Consider the following 18,641-nt stretch of genomic DNA (forward strand, 5'->3'; position numbering starts at 1 on the left):
GGCGCGTTTATTCAAGGTCCCAGTCGTTGCGCGATGCCATCGGCCTCCTTGCGCATGGCCTGCACCAACCGCTGCTGGTAAAGCGGGGTCATGCGTACGCTGGGCAAGGCGCAGCTCAGCGCCCCCACCGGGGCGGCGCTGGCATCGAGGATCGGCACCGCCACGCCGGTGTGCAGCGGCAGCACGCGATCGGCCAGGCCGCAGGCGAAACCTTGCTGGCGCACCTGCTTGAAGGTGGAACGCAGGGCGCTGTCGCTGATGGCGTATTCGCGCAGCAGGCGCGGCGCGTTGTGTTCCAGAATCTGCGCACGGGCCGCAGTGGGCAGGTGGCTGAGCAGCGCCAGCGAGCCCTGGCCAACGCCGCTCAGTACGCGCGCGCCCACGCAGTGGGCAAAACTCTGGGTGGGATTGGCGCCCTCATGCAGCTCCAGGCACAGGGCGTAGTAGCCGTCCTGAACGAACAGAAAGAAGCTGTCCTGAAAGGTCTCGCACAGGCGCAGCAAGGCCGGACGGGCCAACTCGCGCACGCCGCCGGTGTTGCCGGCCTGGGCACCGAGGCTGAGCAATTGGTAACCCAGAAAGTAGGGACCCCGCAGCCGCGGCAGGCGCACGAAGCCGTAGGATTTCATGGCCTTGAGCAGGCGGTACAGGGTGGCGCGGCTGAGCTGGGTGTCGGCGCTGAGCGCATCGATGGTTGCGCCCTGCGCGCCGCGCGCCGCGATCGCCTGGAGAATGTCGAAGGAGCGATCCAGCGTCTGCGTGCCTTGAGTGCTGCAGCGTGGCAGGCGGCGGGTCGATGAGTCGGTGTGGGGCATGCTGACCTCTCCCGTGAAGCGACGATTGCCGAGCCATGGCCCGGCAGGCCGACTGGCACTGCAAATGCGCTGCAATATCCGGGCCCTTGCCGCGCCCATTCATTCATGATCCATCAGGAGAACAGCCAGCGATGCCAGGACCTCGCGTAGTACCCGTACAGGGCGATGAACAACTGCCGGAGCGTGTCGACGTGGTGGTGATCGGGGGTGGCATCGTCGGTGCCTCCACGGCTCTGGAGCTTGCCGAACGCGGCTTGAAGGTGGCGCTGTGCGAGAAAGGTGGCATCGGTCACGAGCAGTCCAGTCGCAACTGGGGCTGGGTGCGCATCTCACGCCGCGACCCGCGTGAACTGCCGCTGATGGCCCATGCCCTGAACATCTGGGGCGACCTCGCCGTGCGCATCGGCAAGGACGTCGGCTACACCCGGGCCGGCATTCTCTTCACCTGCGCGGACGATCAAAGCTACGCGGAGCACGAGCGCTGGAAGACCAATCTGGACGATTACCCGGTGCGTGCGCGGATGCTTTCGGGCAGCGACCTGGCCACGGTGCTGCCCGGCGCCGAGCGTTTGCGCATCAAGGGTGCGCTGTACACTCCCGATGACGGTCGCGCCGAACCGCAGCAGGCGGCCCCGGCGATTGCCGAAGCGGCGCGGGCCAAAGGGGCGATGATCTTCACCGAGTGCGCGGTGCGTGGCATCGAGCGCGCGGCAGGCCGGGTCAGCGGCGTCATCACCGAGCGCGGCGCGATCGCCTGCACGTCCGTGGTGCTGGCCGGCGGCGCCTGGTCGAGCCTGTTCTGCTCGCCGTTGAAGGTGCATTTGCCGCAGCTCAAGGTGCTCAATTCGGTGATCCGTACCACGCCACTGCAGGGCGGCCCGGAATCCGCCATCTGGGCAATGGACTTCGCCGTGCGCAAACGCCAGGACGGCGGCTACACCGTCGCCTCCGGCCACGAGAACATCGCCGACATCGTCCCCGACTCCTTTCGCTACGCGCGGCAGTTCTGGCCTGCGTTGCAGCAGGAGCACAAATCACTGTCGTTTCGCCTGGGCCAGCGTTTTTTCCAGGAAGCCGTGCTGCCCAAGCGCTGGGCACTGGACGAAGCCAGCCCGTTCGAATACCGCCGCGTGCTCGATCCGGTGCCATCGATCCGGCAAACCAACCGCGCCCTGGCCAGCCTGACCAACGCCTTCCCGGTGTTCGCCAACGTGCGGATCGCCCAGAGCTGGGGCGGCATGATCGATGTCACGCCCGATGCCGTGCCGGTGATCTCGGCAGTGGACGGTGTGCCCGGATTTTTCATCGCCACCGGATTCTCGGGTCATGGCTTCGGCATCGGTCCGGCGGCTGGAAGGCTGATGGCCAATCTGGTCACCGGTGAAACCCCGATCGTCGACCCGCAAGCGTTTCGCCTGTCGCGCTTCAGCGATGGCTCCAACCCACGGCCCATTTCCGGATTCTAGAATCACCCGATCACTCGGCAACAGCCCTGCAGAAGCTCGTTCGAACGAGCCCGGGTCCAGCGTCCAGGACGCTTTCCAACGCCTGCCACCTGCCCTTTCTTCCTTACTGTGGGAGCTTCAGCATGTCGCAACGCGATGACTTGGATAAAGGCAACAGCCTGTTGAACCCGACCCGCCGCCAGGCGCTGGCCATGGCCATCATCGGTGCCGCAGGCACCCTGCTGCCCCTGGGCCGGGCCAGCCAATCCTTCGCGGCCATGGCCGCCCCGCCGTCCGGGCAGGTGATCATCGGCCTGTCCCAGGAACCCACCGTCTTCAATCCGCACATGCCGCACATCGAAGTGGACGACGGCATCCACTGGAACGTGTTCGACCCCCTGTTCGGCATCTCGCCCAGCGGTGAATTCGTTCCGGCCCTGGCCACCGAAGTGCCGACCGTGGCCAATGGCGGCATCTCCGCCGACGGGCTGCAGTGGAAGGTGAAACTGCGCAGCGATGCCAAATGGCACGACGGCCGACCCTTCACCGCCGAAGACGTGAAGTACACCCTGGAACTGATCGTCTCGCCGAATTTTCGCAGCGGTCGCCGCGCCGGCCACGATCTGCTGCGCGACATCACCGTGGTTTCGCCCACCGAAATCCACTGGCGCATGGAGAAATCCTACGCACCCTACGCCTCGATCCTGTCGTCCACCTTCATGGTGCCCAAACACATTCTTTCAGTCGCTGCCGACGTCAACACGGCACCGTTCAACAACGCACCCATCGGCACCGGCCCGTTCAAGTGGGGCACGCGGGTGGCTGGCGACCACATCCAGCTCAAGGCCAACCCGGACTATCACGGCACCCAGCCACAGATCGACAGCGTGATCTTCAAGTACATCCCCGACCTGACCGTGCTCTACACCCAGTTCAAGACCGGCGACATCGACGTCACCGCCATGCAGGGCATCACCCCCGACCATTACGAGGAAGCCAAGGACCTGGCCGGGCGCACCGTGGTGATCCTGCCGGTGGCCACCATCGAGTCGGTGACCCTGAACATGGAGCGCCCGCAGTTCAAGGACCCCGTCGTGCGCCAGGCGCTGTACATGGCCATCGACAAGAAGACCATCATCGACGAGTTGTATTTCGGCCTGGTACTGCCCACCGAAACCTACATGCCGCAACAGTCGGCCTACTACAACCCGAACCTGCCCAAGCAAAGCTTCAACATCGAGGCGGCCAGCAAACTGCTTGATGACGCCGGCTGGAAACCGGGCGCTGGCGGCATTCGCGAGAAGGGCGGGGTGCGCCTTTCGTTCACCAACTCCACCACCGCCGGCAACCAGATCCGCGAGCAGGCGCAGCAGTTCATCCAGCAGACCTGGCTGGCCATCGGTGTGGAAATGAAAATCTCCAACCTGCCGCCTGCGGTGATGTGGGGCGAGTACTGGGTGCAGTCCAAATTCGACTCGGTGATCGTCGGCAACAACTTCCTCACCGGTGCCGACCCCGACACCCGCGACTACTTCGGTTCGCAATCGACCAACGCCAAAGGCGGGGCCGGGCAGAACAACTCGCAGTACGTCAACGCCAAGGTCGACGAGCTGCTGGCTCAGGGCGCAGCGATCCAGGACGTCGCCCAGCGCAAGGCGGTGTACGTGCAGGTGCAGGACCTGATCCGCCAGGACCTGCCCATCCTGCCGCTGTTTCAGTACACCTACGTGCGCGGCTACAAATCGAGCCTCAAGGGCTTCACCGGCAACATCAACCTGCGCATCGAACCCTGGAACGTCAACACCTGGTCCTGGACCTGAGCACGCCCATGCCTGGCCGCAGGGTCGGGTGTCGTTCGCACCGCAGAGGATTCAAGCATGCCGAACTACATTCTCAACCGCCTGGGGCAGAGCGCCGTGGTGCTGGTGCTGGTCTCGCTGATCGGCTTCATGGTGCTCAACCTGGCCCCCGGCGGGCCGATGTCGCAGTTCGCCCTGAACCCCGGCATGAGCCAGGCCGAGCTGGACCGCATCGCCGAGCAACTGGGCTTGAAGCGGCCATTGCTGGTGCAGTACATCGACTGGTTCAGCCATCTGTTCGTCGGCGACTGGGGCCACTCGTTTCGCGACGGCCGCCCGGTGCTCAGCGTGATCGCCGGGCACTTGCCCGCGACGTTGCTGCTGATGGGCACCTCGACGCTGCTGTCCATCGTCATTGGCACCTGGGTCGGCGTACTGGGCGCGGTGCGCCGCTATTCGGTGTTCGACACCCTGGCCACGGTCGGCGCGATGGTGGCGCTGTCGATTCCCACCTTCTGGTTCGGGCTGGTGGCGATCTTCTTTTTCTCCCTGCACCTGGGCTGGCTGCCGGCGGGCAACATGTACACCATCGGTGACCAGTCCCTGGGCGACTACGCCATTCACCTGGTGCTGCCGGTGCTGGTGCTGGCCTTGGTCAACGTGGCGATCTGGAGCCGCTACATGCGCTCCGCCACCCTCGACGTGATCGACCAGGATTTCGTCCGCACCGCCCGCGCCAAGGGCGTGCCCTATCGCCGCGTGCTGACCCACCACGTGATTCGCAATGCCCTGCTGCCGATGATCACCCTGGCCGGGCTGCAGATACCCACCATCCTCGGCGGCGCGCTGGTCACCGAAACGGTGTTCACCTGGCCCGGCATGGGCCGGCTGTTCCTCGACAGCCTGGGCTACAGCGACTACCCGGTGATCATGGGCATCCTGATGTTCTCGGCCGTACTGGTGCTGCTGGGCAACCTGCTCGCCGATCTGTTGATAGGTGTCGCCGACCCCCGTGTCCGGCTGGCCTGAAGGAGTACCGCCCATGACCACCGCCACGCACTACCTGCCCGCCAGCCGCCGCTGGGCCTGGCTGGCCAACCCCACCCTGCGCCGATTCATGCGCCACAAACTGGCCGTGCTCGGCGTGGTGATGATCACCGTACTGATTCTGGCCTGCGTGTTCGGCCCCTACCTGCTGCACTACAACGACCTGAGCATCGACATCCGCAACCGCTTCGCGCCGCCGTTCACCGGCAATCACTATCTGGGCACCGACGCGCTGGGCCGCGACACGGCTGCCCGCTTGCTCAACGCCGGGCGCATCTCGTTGATGGTGGGCTTCTGCGCCATGCTCATCAGCATCGTCATCGGCACCCTGATCGGCGTCATCGCCGGTTACTACCGCGGTTGGGTCGGCGCCGGGTTGATGCGCTTCGTCGATGCCTTCCTGTCCTTCCCCAGCGTGTTTCTGGTGCTGGTGCTGGCGGCGTTCACCAAACCCAGCCCGATGATGATCACCCTGATCATCGCCGTGACCAGCTGGATGGAAATCTCGCGCATCGTCGAAGCCGAGATCCGCTCGCTGCGCGAACGCGACTTCACCCTTGCCGCCCGCATGATCGGCGCCAGCAACCGCTGGATCATGTTCCGCGAACTGATGCCCAACGCCATCGGCCCGATCATCGTCGCGGCCACCCTGACCATCGCCAACGCCATCCTGCTGGAGGCCTACATCAGTTTCCTCGGCTACGGCATCCAGCCGCCATTGCCCAGTTGGGGCAACATGCTCAACGCCGCCCAACAGTACTTGGGCAAGGCGCCCTGGCTGGCGATCATTCCCGGACTGGCGATCACCCTCGCGGTGACCAGCTTCAACTTCATCGGCGACGGCCTGCGCGACGCGCTGGACGGCAGGAGCGACCTGAAATGAACGCAGATGAAAAGATCGCCGTGGCGCACCTCAACGTCGCCTTCCGCAAGGGCGCCGGCTACGTGCCCGTGGTCCACGACATCAACTTCACCATCGGTGCCGGCGAAACCCTGGCCCTGGTGGGCGAGAGCGGTTCGGGCAAGAGCGTCACCAGTCTGGCCATCATGAAGCTGCTCGCCGAAGCGCCGAAAACCCGCATCGACGGCAGCGCCATCGTCGCCGACCGCCACGGCGCGCCCATCGACCTGGTGGCCATGGGCGAGCAGCAGATGCGCCATGTGCGCGGCAACCGCGTGGCGATGATTTTCCAGGAACCGCTGACCTCGCTGAACCCGGTGCACCGCGTGGGCGACCAGATCGCCGAAGCGATCCGTTTCCATCAATCCCTGAGCAAGGCCGACGCCCGGGCGCGCGCGCTGGCCCTGCTGGAGCAGGTCGGCATTCCGGAACCTGTGAAGCGTCTGGACTGTTATCCCCACGAGCTGTCCGGCGGCATGCGTCAGCGGGTGATGATCGCCATCGCCCTGGCCATGGAGCCGGACGTGCTGATTGCCGACGAACCCACCACCGCGCTGGACGTCACCGTGCAGGCGCAGATTCTTGACCTGCTGCGCAACCTGCAGAAGAAGAACGGCATGGCGATCCTGTTCATCACCCACAACTTCGGCGTGGTCGCGGAAATCGCCGACCGGGTCATGGTGATGTACGCCGGGCGCATCGTCGAACAGGGCAGCGTCAGCCAGGTGCTGTCCTCGCCGCGTATGCCCTACACCCGCGGCTTGCTGGCCGCAGTGCCGCGCTTCGAACAGGCCGGTCTGGCGCAAGGTGAACTGGGCACCATCGCCGGCTTCGTTCCCGACCCCAGCACACCGCCCAGCGGCTGCGCTTTCCATCCGCGCTGCGGCTACAGCATCGCTGGCCGCTGCGACCAACAGGCACCCGTGCTGGAAGAAATCGAAATGGGCCACCAACTGCGCTGCGTGCGCTGGCGGGAACTGGCGACCGAACAGGAAGGTGCACGATGAAAGAGCGTCCGCTGATCGACGTCGTCGGCTTGAAGAAATACTTCCCCGTGCGCAAGACCTTCCTCGCCCACCGCCGCGACCGTGACGACAACCTGGTCCGCGCCGTGGATGGCGTCGACCTGAGCATCGCCCGTGGCGAAGTGCTCGGCCTGGTGGGCGAAAGCGGCTCGGGCAAGAGCACCCTGGGCCGCAGCCTGATGATGCTCGACCCGCCCACCGAAGGGCACATCGTCTTCGACAACGTCGAAATCACACCCTTCAACGACCGCCTGCTCAAGCCCTATCGCAAGCGCATGCAGATGATCTTCCAGGACCCCTACGGTTCGCTGAACCCGCGCATGAGCGTGGGTGACATCCTCGCCATGCCGCTGCGCTTCCACAACCCCGAACTCGACGCCGCCGGGCGCCGCGAAAAGGCCGGGCAGGCCCTGGAAACCGTCGGCCTCGCCGCCCAGTACCTGGACCGTTACCCCCACGAGTTCTCCGGCGGCCAACGCCAGCGCATCGGCATCGCCCGCGCCCTGACCCTGGAACCTGAATTCATCATGGCCGACGAGCCGGTGTCGGCTCTGGACGTCTCGGTGCAGGCGCAAGTGCTCAACCTGTTCGCGCGCATCCGTCGGCAGATGAACCTGACCATGCTCTTCGTCACCCACGACCTGGCCGTGGTCGGCCACATCGCCGACCGCGTCGCGGTGATGTACCTGGGCCGCATCGTCGAAATAGCGCCCACCCGCGAACTGTTCAGCCATCCCCGCCACCCCTACACCGAAGCGCTGATGTCGGCCATCCCCATGCCCGAACCTGGGCAGCGGCGGCAGCGAATCGTGCTGCAAGGCGATATCCCCAGCCCGATCTCACCCCCCTCAGGCTGCGCCTTTCGCACCCGCTGCCCCTACGTGCTGCCCGCCTGCGCACAGGATCGACCGCTGTTGCGCGAAGTGAGCGCTGGTCATGGAGTGGCGTGTATACGGGATGATCTGGAGTTGGTGTCACCGCTCACCGCTCACCCCAGCCCGAGCGCCTCGACGACATCGCTGGCCAGCACCACCTCGGCGTACTCGCTGCCGAGTATCGCCAACGTCAGATCGTGAACGGTGCCCGCATCCCAAACCGTTCCATCCGCGCCGGTCACGGGGACCGCCGTCGTTGCATCCGAGGGCAGGGTGATGCTGTAGCCCAGCGCCTTTCCGGCGCGAACGGTGGCATCCATGCTGTTGTGAACGACCACACCCGTCAGCACGAAGCGCGTCACCTGCATGGCCTTGAGCACCGCATCCAGCTCCGTGCCAATGAACGCACAGTTCTGCTGCTTGGTGATCACCCGTTCGCCCTCCACCGGCGCGACTTCCTGCTTGATCCCATTCCACGGCCCATGGGTGTGGTACGTCGACGTAGGCGTCGGCTCATTGTGCTTCACATGCAGCACCGGCCAACCATTCGAGCGCCACAGCTGCAGAAGCCGCTGGATGGTTTCCAGATAGCCAGGGTTGCTCTTGCCCTTCCATCTCGGCTGGTCGATGGCGTCTTGCACATCGAGGATGATCAGGGGGATGGGGCTCGGTGGGTTGCTCATGGACGGCCGTTTTGTCGGAAAGGAATCGCGTCAGTGTGCGGTAAGGGGGAGGGGGGTTCAATGGGTGGCGGGAGGTGTGGGGGGCGTGGCAGGCGTATCTGAAAGGGCTATGATCTTGATCACCGTGCACGATTGATCCTGATGATGCGGACCTCGCGCCGCATCATTTCCATGAGGAAAGCCAATGAGCGAGAACAAGACCGCTATCAGCATCGACTGGGTTGACCCTGACGATGCTCCGGAGCTGACCGATGCTTTTTTCGAGCGTGCCGACGAGTACGCAGGTAGTCAAGTCATCCGCCGTGGTCGACCCAAATCTGGCATTGTGCGAGAGCGCATTTCGATCCGCCTCGAACCGGCCGTGCTCGCAGAGTTCCGAGCCTCTGGGCCTGGTTGGCAGACGCGCATGAATGCCGCATTGGCGGACTGGCTCAAGACCCATGACCCTTCGGATCTGCAAGGGTAGCTGGGGCTTTTCAACCTGAAAAACCACTGCAATTCCCAGCGTCCATGAACAGTTTTCTTACTGATAAATGCGCAGTTCTATTGCTTCGTTCGTGACGCATCTCCCAACTCTACTGGAACGGATAACCGCTCAAACAGCGGCTTCATCACCTGCGCCGGAGAGGGGATGGGATTAGCCAAAGGCTGGTCATGTGCGCGGGTCTCCTGCGTTCTTACGCCGATCACGATGCTGTGGTCAGGCTGCTCCTGTGCATAGGCGGTGTAACCGTTATCAAGCGGGTGAATTCTCTCCCCAGGCAGCACACCTGGGTAATTCGGTGCAGGATGAAAGTCTGCGATCACAGCGGTTGTTCTGATCGCAGAGAGCACCCACGGCTGATAGGTGTCGGTGAAGAACGAATAGCATGCAACCAGCACCATACCCGCTGCAATAGCGCCTCCGGGGTGGAACAACGTCATACCCAGGTTAAGCTTGGGAGCGTAATTAACGCCGAAGATCTTCAGGAATGAAGCGAGCATTTGAATGGCCGCGAAGATAACCACTGCAACACCGAACAGGACAAGCAGCAGAAGGCCACCGAGTGACAGCAAAAGTGCTAGCACTGCCATCCATGCCGGTACATAAAACAGCAACGCCAGCAGACCAACCGTCAGATCGAAAGACTGCGGCGGCAAGCCCAATGCTTCGGAAACTGCAAAGCGCGACAACCCGGTAGCGACCAAGAGTGCCAACAAGTGCAATAGGACGATAGGTATCTTGTACAACGGTTTGTGCCACTTCAGACGCATCCACCGCGCCATTGGCAGGCACCACATGATGAAACCTGCAATCATGAAGCCAGCAGCCATCATGCTGGTCACGTCGAGGGCCGCAGTGCCCCAGCTCCTGGATAGCCACACTCCAGAGAAGACCAGAATGACGGAAACCATATAAAACCGATGTGCCACTGGCGTAGCAGCGTACTTGTCTTTCAACCATTGCATAGGTGTATTTTAAACCTTACTTGGAAGAGTGAAAAATAGAATTGCTGCGAATGGCCAGCTATTGGCCACCTTTTTCGGTGTGGTCAGAAGTTGTTTTTTGCCAAGCCAGCAAAAGGGGGTGCAATCCTAACAGGACTGTTTTTCAAGAAAAGGCCAAGGTAATAACTTGAAACCGAAATGAAATGAAATGACGCAATAACTGATCAAGTTCATGATGGTTCCATTCGAGAGATATCACGCAAGGAGCACCATGACCCAACGACAACTCCATCTCGATCACCTTTGCCTCACCCTCCCGGATGGCCGCCTACTGCTGGACAACCTCAACCACAGCTTCCACGCCAAAGCCACCGGCATCGTCGGCGCCAATGGCAGCGGTAAATCCCTGCTCGGCCAGTTGCTGGCTGGCGACCGTGCACCCAGCAGTGGCCACGTCCGCCGCGAAGGGCATGTCCATGTCGTCTCTCAACAGCTTGAGCCCGAGCGTTTTCCCACCGTTGCCGCGCTGGCGGGCGTCGAGCACATCCTGCAAGCCCTGCAGCGGATCGCCGAAGGCAGCCTCGATGATCACGACCACACGCTTGCGATGGACCAGTGGGATTGCGCGGCACGTCTTCACGCCGAACTGGACCTGAACGGCCTGGGCCACTTGACCACCGACACACCGACGCACGCCCTCAGCGGTGGCGAGCGCCAACGCATCGCACTGCTCGGTGCCTGGCTGTCCAAGGCCGACTGGCTGATCCTCGACGAACCGAGCAACCACCTCGACCGCGAACAACAGCAGAAACTGGCACAGCAGATCCAGCGCTGGCCGAACGGCTTGGTGATGATCAGCCATGACCGCACCCTGCTCGAACTCATGGATGAAATCGTCGAGCTCTCCCCCATCGGCCTCGCCGTTTATGGCGGCAACTACAGCCATTACGTCGCTGCCCGCGAACTAGAGCAACAAGCCTTCCAGGCGACCTTGCAAGGCGAACGCACCCAAGCCAAGCGCGAGCAACGGGAAATGGCCGTGCAGATGGAGCGCCAGCAACGGCGCAATGCACGCGGTGATCGTAACGCCCGTGACGGCAGCCAGACCAAACTGATCACCAACGCCCAGAAAGAACGCAGCGAGAACAGCCAGGGCAAACTGCGCCTCAATCAACAGCTCGCCCGCGAGCAGCAGCAACAGCGCATTGCCGATGCCCGTGCGCGCTGCGCCGCCGATATCCAACGCATAATGCTGCCCCCGGAAACCGTCGTACCCAACGGCAAACTGGTGCTTCAGCTCAATGATCTGATACTGCCGTTCGGGCATGTCGCGCCGATCAGCTTTACCCTGACAGGCCCCCTGCGCATGGCCATCACGGGAGCCAACGGCAGCGGTAAATCGACACTGCTTCAGGTCATCGCCGGTCGCCTGGTGCCAAGCGCCGGCGAGGTCATTTGCACGGTGGAAGTGGGTTGGCTGGACCAACACGCCGGCCTCGAACACCCTGATCGGACCGCCGTGCAGTGGCTGCATGAAAGCAATCCGGAACTGCCCGAAGCCGAAGCCAGAACTCGGCTGGCCCAATTGGGCATCGACGCCGATCGCGTCCTACTGCAGACCGCGCAGCTCAGCGGCGGCGAGCGTCTCAAGATAGCCCTGGCGGCACTGCTGCACGCGCAACGCCCACCCCAGCTATTGCTGTTGGACGAGCCCGACAACCACCTGGATCTGCCGCCCAGCAAGCTGGCACTTGAACAGATGCTCGGTCAGTACCAGGGCGCGCTGCCGGTGGTGTCCCACGACGATGCCTTCATCGAGGCGCTAGGTGTGGATCAGACTCTGCATCTTCTCCGTCCACGCCCATAAGCATCGTGTTTTAGAAGTCCACCGTCCCGGAAAACTTCACCAACCGCGGCTCACCCTGGGTCAGGTAGCCGCCGTTGGCCGATGCCCAGTAGTTCTTGTCGGTGATGTTCTCCACGTTCATGCGCAGGGTAATGTCCTTGCGCTCGACCTTGAAGGTATAGCGTGCGCCCGCGTCGAAGCGGTTCCAAGTGGGCAGGCTCAGGTTGTTGGCCTGGTCGGCATACTGGCCACCGGTGCGCAGCGCACGGGCGTTGAGGGCCAGGCCGTTCAGGCCCGGTACGTCCCAATCCACCGTCGCATTGAGCTGGAAGGTCGGCACCCCGACGGCGTGATTGCCATCGTTCAAACCGCCGCGCGTGTCTTCAAGCTCGGATTGCAGACGCGTACCGCCGGCCATCAAACGCAAGCCTTCCACCGGCTCGCCGAACACGCTCAACTCGACACCGCGATTGACCTGCTTGCCGTCGCGCACGTACACATCAACGCTGCCGCCGCCGGCCGTCGCGAAGCTCTGGGTGTAACCATCGGTAGGCCGCTCGATCCGGAATGCCGCCAGCGTGGCGCCCCACGATTGCTTGTCCAGCTTGATCCCGGCTTCCACCTGCTTGGTGCGACCGGGCGGGAACGCCTCACCCACGTTGACGACCTGACCCGACGCCGTTGGCCCCGCCGCCAGCCCCTCGATACGGTTGGCAAACAGCGATACCGACTCCACCGGCTTGTAGACGATGCCATACACCGGCGTGGTGATCGCCTCGTCGTACATGGAAGTGCGCGAGCCGCCGACACCGGTGGTCGACTCATAGGCATAGTTCTGCACCAGCAACTGCTGGCGGCGCAGCCCGGCCGTGACCAGAACCGTGTCGTCGAAGAAACCCAAGGTGTCCGACACCGCCAAGCTGCGGTTACGCGTCTTGCCGGTGATGCCTGGGTCGCTCATGTCACCGGCTGCGAAGGTCACAGCAGAAGGCTTGGCCAGCGGCCCGGTGTTGTAGATGTTGGTGGTACCCGTGGACTGGTAGAACTCATAGGCGTTGCGCTGCTCGGTCCAGATGCTCGACGCACCCACGCTGATCTGATGACTCACCGGCCCCGTCTGCAGGTTGCCGTTGATGCCGGTCATGAACGTGGCATTGTCCTCGTCGTGCGGAATCTTCGACCCGCCAATGGTCGCCGCACCCGTGCTCGAATTCGTCAGCACCGGCGTGCCATACACACCGTTCTCCCGGGTGTGCTTGGCGCCACCCGCCACGTAAGCCGTCCAGTCCTCGTTGAGATCCCATTCGCCACGCAACATGCCGAACGTGTCTTCGGTCTGGCTGTACGTCCAATCCTGTCCGTAGTTGTGGCTGGCATCCGGCGCCCGCGGAATGCGCGTGATCGCGCCGAAGCGCACCGAGTTACGCAGCCCATTGATGCGCTGCTTCTGATAACCGAAATCGCCGGACAGGCGGAAGTTGTCACCCCGATAATCCAGCCCCAGCGTGAACAGCTTGGTGCGCTGCGACTCGTCATCAATGGCCGTATCACCCTCGCGCTGAGCCAAGTTGACCCGCGCACCGAAGCGGTTGTCCTCGCCAAAGCGCTGACCCATATCCAGATGCTCACCCACACGGCCATCCGTACTGATGTCCTGCGTGTAGCGACGAATCGGCTCATCATCCGCCCGCTTGGGCACCAGGTTCACACTACCGCCCAACCCGGTCCCCGTCGGGCTCACCCCGTTGATGAACGCGTTCGGCCCCTTGAACACCTCGACCCGCTCCACCGCATCGGTGGAAATGATCTGCCGCGGCAACACCCCGTACAAACCGTTGTAGGAAATGTCATCACTGGACAGCGGCAAACCACGAATCACGAACACCTGCGCCTGGTTACCGAACCCGAACGACTGCCGCACCGACGGATCATTCAGCAGCACATCGCCCACGTCCTCCGCCTGCTGATCCTCGATCAGCTTCGAGGTGTAGCTGGTCAGCGTGAACGGCACATCCATGTTGTCCTGGTTGCCCAGCACACCCATCTGCCCACCGCGCGCCACCTGCCCACCGGCAAACACCTCGGGCGAAGCACCTTTGGCAGCTTTGGTGGTTTGCGCATCGATCGAGGTAGCGTCCAACACGAGAGCGTCCGCCCCGTGGGCGCCGAGGCTTAGTGAGCAGCACACCGCCAGAAGGGTAGGGCGAGAAGGAAAACGAAGGGCCATGGGAGCAATTCCGGGAATAGAAGAGGTCAATGAAGCGCCTCCCTGGCAACTGAGAATGTGTCTCAGTGGCGCGTATCCTAACAAGAGTTTCACAAAGCGTTAACGCTTTTTTGAGGGGATTTTCACGAAGTCCGATGAGTCGACTCGGCAGGTGTTCTACCTAAAGAATGGCAAAGGGCTACCGATAGGTAATCAGTGATGGCATTTCAGCCCTTGCTTTGGAAATGGAATTCAAATGAGTCTGCAAGACGACCTGCACGATGGACCTATTGCGCCACGTCCACGCGTTCAACAACGGCTGCACCCGGCGTGGCTGTTGTGGCTACTGGTACCAGCGATCGCGGTGGGGATGAACTGGGCGCGGATTGCCGCGTACTTTGAACCTGCGCGTATAGAACCGCCTGCTGAGGTGGTTGAGCGATATGAGTCGCCGGTTGTTGAACCTGCACCGGTATCTGCACCTGTTGTGCGAGCAGTGGCGCCCGTTGTGCCTAAAAGCCTGCAGGCGTGCATGGGCGCTGACAATGTGGTCAACGATCAGGTATTGAGGTGTAGGTATGGCGACCGTCCTCAGCCAATGCGGGAAGAGCGGGCGGTGCAGGGGATGGTGTCGGCGCAGTATCTGGCGCAGTACAAGGCAGGGCAGAGCGCGCGGCCCGTTCGGCAAGCTGTTAGCGGTGGATCTGAATCGCACCGCATAAAGGGCTGGGATGGCGGCGGCCCGTACATAGCTTCGTGGAGTGTCAGTGATAACCGGGTTGATTACGGCAGTGTTTGCACTGCCTACCGAAGCGGGTCGATTGAATATCGGGAATGCAGGAAAGGCGCGAAGCAGTGGTTCAAGGAGCAGTGCCGTTCAGAGCGGAATACGGCACTGCGGGAGCGGTATTGTTCGGCGGCTTCGGGGTTCAGTCCGATGGGGTAAAGGCCTTCACCGCTAGTAATCGGCAGCGTCCAACCGTTTGTTGCACGCCTGCCTAGCCTTTTGCGCGGCCAAACTCGCGGCCTCCAGAAGCAGCCAGGTCACCGACTGAAGTGCTTGCTCATCGGGTGATTCGGCAGTGCGGGTATCCAGACCCAGCGCCGTCTGGTTATCAGGAGCAAGCTGATGCCAGCGCTCCAGCACGCAGTGGCAAATGCCCTCAAGGATCTCATCTTTGGTAATCGCAGTCGGCCCTCGACTGCCTCCAGAGAAATCCGAACCAACGAGCTTGAGCGACTGTGATGGACGTCCCATGACCATTCCCCTTCTTGGCTGATGTGAAAGCTGACACCAACCATAGCACCTATATCCTATTTTGGGATAATCCTGTTTTGGGTTTACTTAAGGAGCCGAATCGTCATTCGGCAGCCCTTATGAAATCCATCCACACAGAACGGTATTCCACGCTGATCCAGGCACTTATCGCGTGCAGGAAAGAGAAGGGCTTGAGCCAAACCGAGCTGGCGCGGCGAGTGGGCAGGCCGCAGTCGTATATCTCCAAGGTGGAAAATGCGGAGAGAAGGATGGATGTGGTGGAGTTTCTGGAGATTTGCGAGGCGATTGGGGTGGAGGGAGGAGAGGTGATGCGGGGGGTGTGACGTGGACGTGAAGAACTTGGTCCCGACTTAGTCCCCACTTGGTCCCAGAAGAGCGTCGCGATTAGTGAAAAAGCCACCAGGGCCGACTTCCGATACTGGATTCTGAGGTAGTGAACGGCACTCACCTATTGCAACGCTGTTCATTTTTTGAACGGTACCTATCAAGTTCGATCGGCACCGCTTTCTCGCTTGGTGACGACAGGGATCAACTAAACCGCAACTTCATCTCCAACAGCGAATCCTCCACCAACGTCCTGCTTGTCTCCGTCAGCAAGGCAACGGCTTGGTTAAGCGCACGACAAACCTGCTGATTGGCATCGCTCGTTTCCGCGGCAAGCACAGACGCGGTATCTAGCAATTGACTAGCACGTTGAAGGGATTGGTAAGCAACGAGATTCGTTTGATCTTTCATGATTGGCGACTTCCGTATGTGAGGTGAGATCTGCCAGCACTCGCCGTCAAACGAGTGGGTGGCAGCTGTGCATGGGTTGACGGACCGGTCACATACGAACCCGGCGCACCCGAAGGTGCCCCACGCACAGCCGCCATAGCGTTCGAAACGGGTGCAGAGGCGCCCGAGCCGAGTCTTGAGACTGCGCGTTCGTATGTAAGACAGGCCGTCAAACCTGGTCACGCATGTGGCGTGACGAGCGAGAGGACAGGCAGGGTGGGTGGGGAGGTCAACTGTGATGCCTATCAAGCCCGGTCACCAGCGCCGGTTGATCGTTTGCAAGCAGTGTCCCGAGCATAAATACAAAGAGGCTCGTGGGTCGTTAAGGAGACTTGCCTGAACTCCCCCAAGCATTGCCGCTCTATCCACAATCGCTCACACTTCCAGCCCTATCCCCTTGGACGTCCCCCATGCCAGTTGCCTCCCCCAATACGCGGGCTCCTGTCCCGCCCATGATCGGCGGCGGAGAAATGGGGGACCTGGTGCGCGACATGGATTGGTCCAGCACTGCTCTGGGTGATTACTGCTCATGGCCTGCCTCCCTGCGTACCGCCTTGTCGCTGGTGTTGAACACCAAAGGCATCGCGGCCCTTTACTGGGGGCCGCAGCAATGGCTGCTTTACAACGACGCCTACGGCCTGGCACTGGGCGATCGGCATCCCGCCGCGTTCGGTCGCCCGATGCCTGAGGTGCTCATCGACATCGCCCCGGTGCTCAGCCCCCAAGTGGCACGGGTGCTTGCCACAGGCGATGGTTTCTCCATAGAGAACCTGTCGATGATGATGCAGCGTCATGGCCAGCAGGAAGAGACCGTATGGACCTACAGTTTCTCGCCTGTTCAGGGCGAAAGCGGCGGCTATGAAGGCGTACTGCTGCTGGCCTCCGAAATGACCCAGCAAGTGCTCGCCGATCGCAAACGGGATCGTGCCGAGCATGAACGGGCCCAGGCCCTCCTGCGCTTGAGCGAGCTCAACGCCGGGCTCGAGGAAGAAATCTCCCGCCGTACCGCTGACCGTAACCGACTCTGGCTGCTGTCGGCAGACATCATGCTGCGCTGCACTTTCGACGGCGTCATCACCGCGGTCAACCCTGCCTGGACTGACCTACTGGGATGGCAGGAATCCGAGTTGATCGGCCTGTCGCTTTTCGAATTGATCCACCCCGACGACCTGGCGCACACCCAACAGGGCGCCAGTCTGTCCGCTGACGGCCATGCCTTCGCCCGGTTCGACAACCGCTACCGCCACAAGGACGGCAGCTACCGCTGGATATCCTGGTCGACCCAGCCAGACGAGCAGCAGATCAACGCCGTGGGCCGCGACTTCACCGCCGAGCGGGAGAGCGCCAGCGCCCTGGCCGCCGCCGAGGAAGCCCTGCGTCAATCGCAGAAGCTGGAAGCCATCGGCCAACTCACCGGTGGCGTCGCCCACGACTTCAACAACCTGCTGACCGTAATCAAATCGTCGACGGACCTGCTCAAACGGCCGGATCTCTCCAGCGAGCGACGCGCACGCTATGTCTCAGCCATCGCCGACACCGTCGAACGAGCCGCCAAAGTCACCTCGCAACTGCTTGCCTTCGCCCGGCGCCAGACATTGCAACCCACAGTGTTCGCACCTGCCGAGAACCTGCGGGCCCTGGCCAGCATGATCAAGACACTGGTGGGCGCCGAAGTGGAGCTGGTGATGGACATCCCCGAACACAGCCACTTCGTGATCGCCGACCCCTCTCAGTTCGACATGGCAATCGTCAACATGGCCGTCAACGCGCGTGACGCCATGGTCGGCCAAGGGCGCCTCACCATCCGAGTGGGTCCAGCCCGCTACGAAGCCAAGGCCGGCGAGCAGCCGATGATCGCCGGCGATCAGGTAGTGATCTCGATGACCGATACCGGCAGCGGCATCGCGCCGTTGCACCTGGGCAGGATATTCGAGCCCTTCTTCACCACCAAAGGCGTGGGGCAGGGCACGGGCCTTGGCCTGTCGCAAGCGTTTGGGTTCGCCAAGCAATCGGGTGGCGAGATCACCGTGGACAGTGAAGTCGATCAAGGCACCACTTTCACCCTCTATCTGCCCCAGGCATCCGAGCCGCGCGAGCATCGTGTTGTCGATGTGCCCCAAGAATTGGTGCAAGGGCACGGCACCGGTGTATTGATCGTCGAAGACAACCCTCAAGTGGGCGCCTTTGCGATGCATTCACTGACGGATCTTGGCTACCGGCCGGTCCTTGCCATCAACGGACAGGAAGCCCTGGCCGAACTGGCCCGCGACGCCAGCCGATTCAAAGTGGTGTTTTCCGATGTGGTGATGCCGGGGATGACAGGCATCGAGCTGGCCCATGAGATTCGTCGGCGATACGCAGGGTTACCTGTAGTGCTGACGTCGGGATACAGCCATGTGCTGGCGGAGAAGGGCACGGATGGGTTTGAGCTGTTGCATAAGCCGTATTCGGTGGAGCAGTTGTCGCGCTTGTTGTGTGGGGCGGTATGTACACATCGCTCGAAGGTGACCTGAGCTAG

At 62.2% G+C, this 18,641-nt stretch carries 17 protein-coding genes; 11 read left to right on the forward strand and 6 right to left on the reverse strand.

Going from position 1 to position 18,641, the window contains the following annotated elements; genetic code table 11:
- Positions 1 to 11: 11 nt before the first annotated feature.
- Positions 12 to 815 carry an IclR family transcriptional regulator gene (locus tag ASF66_RS20640; protein ID WP_056845185.1) on the reverse strand — a complete coding sequence of 268 codons (804 nt, stop codon included), beginning with the start codon at positions 813 to 815 and terminating at the stop codon, positions 12 to 14.
- 131 nt (positions 816 to 946) lie between these two features.
- On the opposite strand from ASF66_RS20640, the gene ASF66_RS20645 reads away from it, so the two are divergent.
- The 6 genes from ASF66_RS20645 to ASF66_RS20670 all read left to right on the forward strand — a co-directional run bounded on the left by ASF66_RS20645 (position 947) and on the right by ASF66_RS20670 (position 8,108).
- A complete protein-coding gene (locus ASF66_RS20645; protein ID WP_056845186.1) occupies positions 947 to 2,281 on the forward strand; it encodes an NAD(P)/FAD-dependent oxidoreductase in 1,335 nt (444 codons plus the stop codon).
- Between the two features lie 122 nt (positions 2,282 to 2,403).
- Positions 2,404 to 4,080 (forward strand): peptide ABC transporter substrate-binding protein, encoded by a 1,677-nt coding sequence (locus ASF66_RS20650; RefSeq protein ID WP_056845187.1) that lies wholly within the window; start codon positions 2,404 to 2,406, stop codon positions 4,078 to 4,080.
- Between the two features lie 57 nt (positions 4,081 to 4,137).
- Positions 4,138 to 5,088, forward strand: a complete 951-nt coding sequence (locus ASF66_RS20655) for an ABC transporter permease (protein ID WP_043190850.1) — start codon at positions 4,138 to 4,140, stop codon at positions 5,086 to 5,088.
- Positions 5,089 to 5,101: 13 nt separating this feature from the next.
- Positions 5,102 to 5,989, forward strand: a complete 888-nt coding sequence (locus ASF66_RS20660; protein WP_049858630.1) for an ABC transporter permease — start codon at positions 5,102 to 5,104, stop codon at positions 5,987 to 5,989.
- Positions 5,986 to 7,014 carry an ABC transporter ATP-binding protein gene (locus tag ASF66_RS20665; RefSeq protein ID WP_056845188.1) on the forward strand — a complete coding sequence of 343 codons (1,029 nt, stop codon included), beginning with the start codon at positions 5,986 to 5,988 and terminating at the stop codon, positions 7,012 to 7,014. Before ASF66_RS20660 ends, ASF66_RS20665 begins: the two co-directional genes overlap by 4 nt.
- A complete protein-coding gene (locus tag ASF66_RS20670; RefSeq protein ID WP_082484729.1) occupies positions 7,011 to 8,108 on the forward strand; it encodes an ABC transporter ATP-binding protein in 1,098 nt (365 codons plus the stop codon). The genes ASF66_RS20665 and ASF66_RS20670 overlap by 4 nt, the downstream gene beginning before the upstream one ends.
- Here ASF66_RS20670 and ASF66_RS20675 read toward each other — a convergent pair.
- On the reverse strand, positions 8,021 to 8,590 hold the full coding sequence (locus ASF66_RS20675; protein WP_056845189.1) for an isochorismatase family protein: 570 nt from the start codon (positions 8,588 to 8,590) through the stop codon (positions 8,021 to 8,023). The genes ASF66_RS20670 and ASF66_RS20675 overlap by 88 nt on opposite strands.
- A 184-nt stretch (positions 8,591 to 8,774) precedes the next feature.
- Between ASF66_RS20675 and ASF66_RS20680 the strand changes: the two genes are divergently transcribed.
- On the forward strand, positions 8,775 to 9,056 hold the full coding sequence (locus ASF66_RS20680) for a BrnA antitoxin family protein (protein WP_056845190.1): 282 nt from the start codon (positions 8,775 to 8,777) through the stop codon (positions 9,054 to 9,056).
- A gap of 77 nt (positions 9,057 to 9,133) precedes the next feature.
- On the opposite strand, the gene ASF66_RS20685 is transcribed toward ASF66_RS20680, so the two are convergent.
- Positions 9,134 to 10,039 carry a hypothetical protein gene (locus tag ASF66_RS20685; RefSeq protein ID WP_056845191.1) on the reverse strand — a complete coding sequence of 302 codons (906 nt, stop codon included), beginning with the start codon at positions 10,037 to 10,039 and terminating at the stop codon, positions 9,134 to 9,136.
- 250 nt (positions 10,040 to 10,289) lie between these two features.
- Between ASF66_RS20685 and ASF66_RS20690 the strand changes: the two genes are divergently transcribed.
- Positions 10,290 to 11,885, forward strand: a complete 1,596-nt coding sequence (locus ASF66_RS20690; protein ID WP_056845192.1) for an ATP-binding cassette domain-containing protein — start codon at positions 10,290 to 10,292, stop codon at positions 11,883 to 11,885.
- A gap of 10 nt (positions 11,886 to 11,895) precedes the next feature.
- Here the strand turns inward: ASF66_RS20690 and ASF66_RS20695 are convergent, their stop codons facing one another.
- Positions 11,896 to 14,091: a TonB-dependent receptor gene (locus tag ASF66_RS20695; protein WP_056845193.1), complete on the reverse strand. Its 2,196-nt coding sequence runs from the start codon at positions 14,089 to 14,091 to the stop codon at positions 11,896 to 11,898.
- A gap of 235 nt (positions 14,092 to 14,326) precedes the next feature.
- Between ASF66_RS20695 and ASF66_RS20700 the strand changes: the two genes are divergently transcribed.
- Complete coding sequence (locus tag ASF66_RS20700) at positions 14,327 to 15,016, forward strand: hypothetical protein (RefSeq protein ID WP_056845194.1); 690 nt, start codon at positions 14,327 to 14,329, stop codon at positions 15,014 to 15,016.
- A 12-nt stretch (positions 15,017 to 15,028) separates the two neighbouring features.
- Here the strand turns inward: ASF66_RS20700 and ASF66_RS20705 are convergent, their stop codons facing one another.
- On the reverse strand, positions 15,029 to 15,328 hold the full coding sequence (locus tag ASF66_RS20705) for a hypothetical protein (protein WP_156463238.1): 300 nt from the start codon (positions 15,326 to 15,328) through the stop codon (positions 15,029 to 15,031).
- 23 nt (positions 15,329 to 15,351) lie between these two features.
- On the opposite strand from ASF66_RS20705, the gene ASF66_RS20710 reads away from it, so the two are divergent.
- Positions 15,352 to 15,672, forward strand: a complete 321-nt coding sequence (locus ASF66_RS20710; RefSeq protein ID WP_330219448.1) for a helix-turn-helix domain-containing protein — start codon at positions 15,352 to 15,354, stop codon at positions 15,670 to 15,672.
- A 205-nt stretch (positions 15,673 to 15,877) separates the two neighbouring features.
- Here the strand turns inward: ASF66_RS20710 and ASF66_RS20715 are convergent, their stop codons facing one another.
- Positions 15,878 to 16,084 carry a hypothetical protein gene (locus ASF66_RS20715; protein WP_056845197.1) on the reverse strand — a complete coding sequence of 69 codons (207 nt, stop codon included), beginning with the start codon at positions 16,082 to 16,084 and terminating at the stop codon, positions 15,878 to 15,880.
- Positions 16,085 to 16,533: 449 nt separating this feature from the next.
- On the opposite strand from ASF66_RS20715, the gene ASF66_RS20720 reads away from it, so the two are divergent.
- Positions 16,534 to 18,636 (forward strand): ATP-binding protein, encoded by a 2,103-nt coding sequence (locus ASF66_RS20720; RefSeq protein ID WP_236707136.1) that lies wholly within the window; start codon positions 16,534 to 16,536, stop codon positions 18,634 to 18,636.
- The last annotated feature ends 5 nt before the right edge of the window (positions 18,637 to 18,641 follow it).

The organism is Pseudomonas sp. Leaf129 (assembly GCF_001423465.1).
Classification (GTDB): domain Bacteria; phylum Pseudomonadota; class Gammaproteobacteria; order Pseudomonadales; family Pseudomonadaceae; genus Aquipseudomonas; species Aquipseudomonas coleopterorum.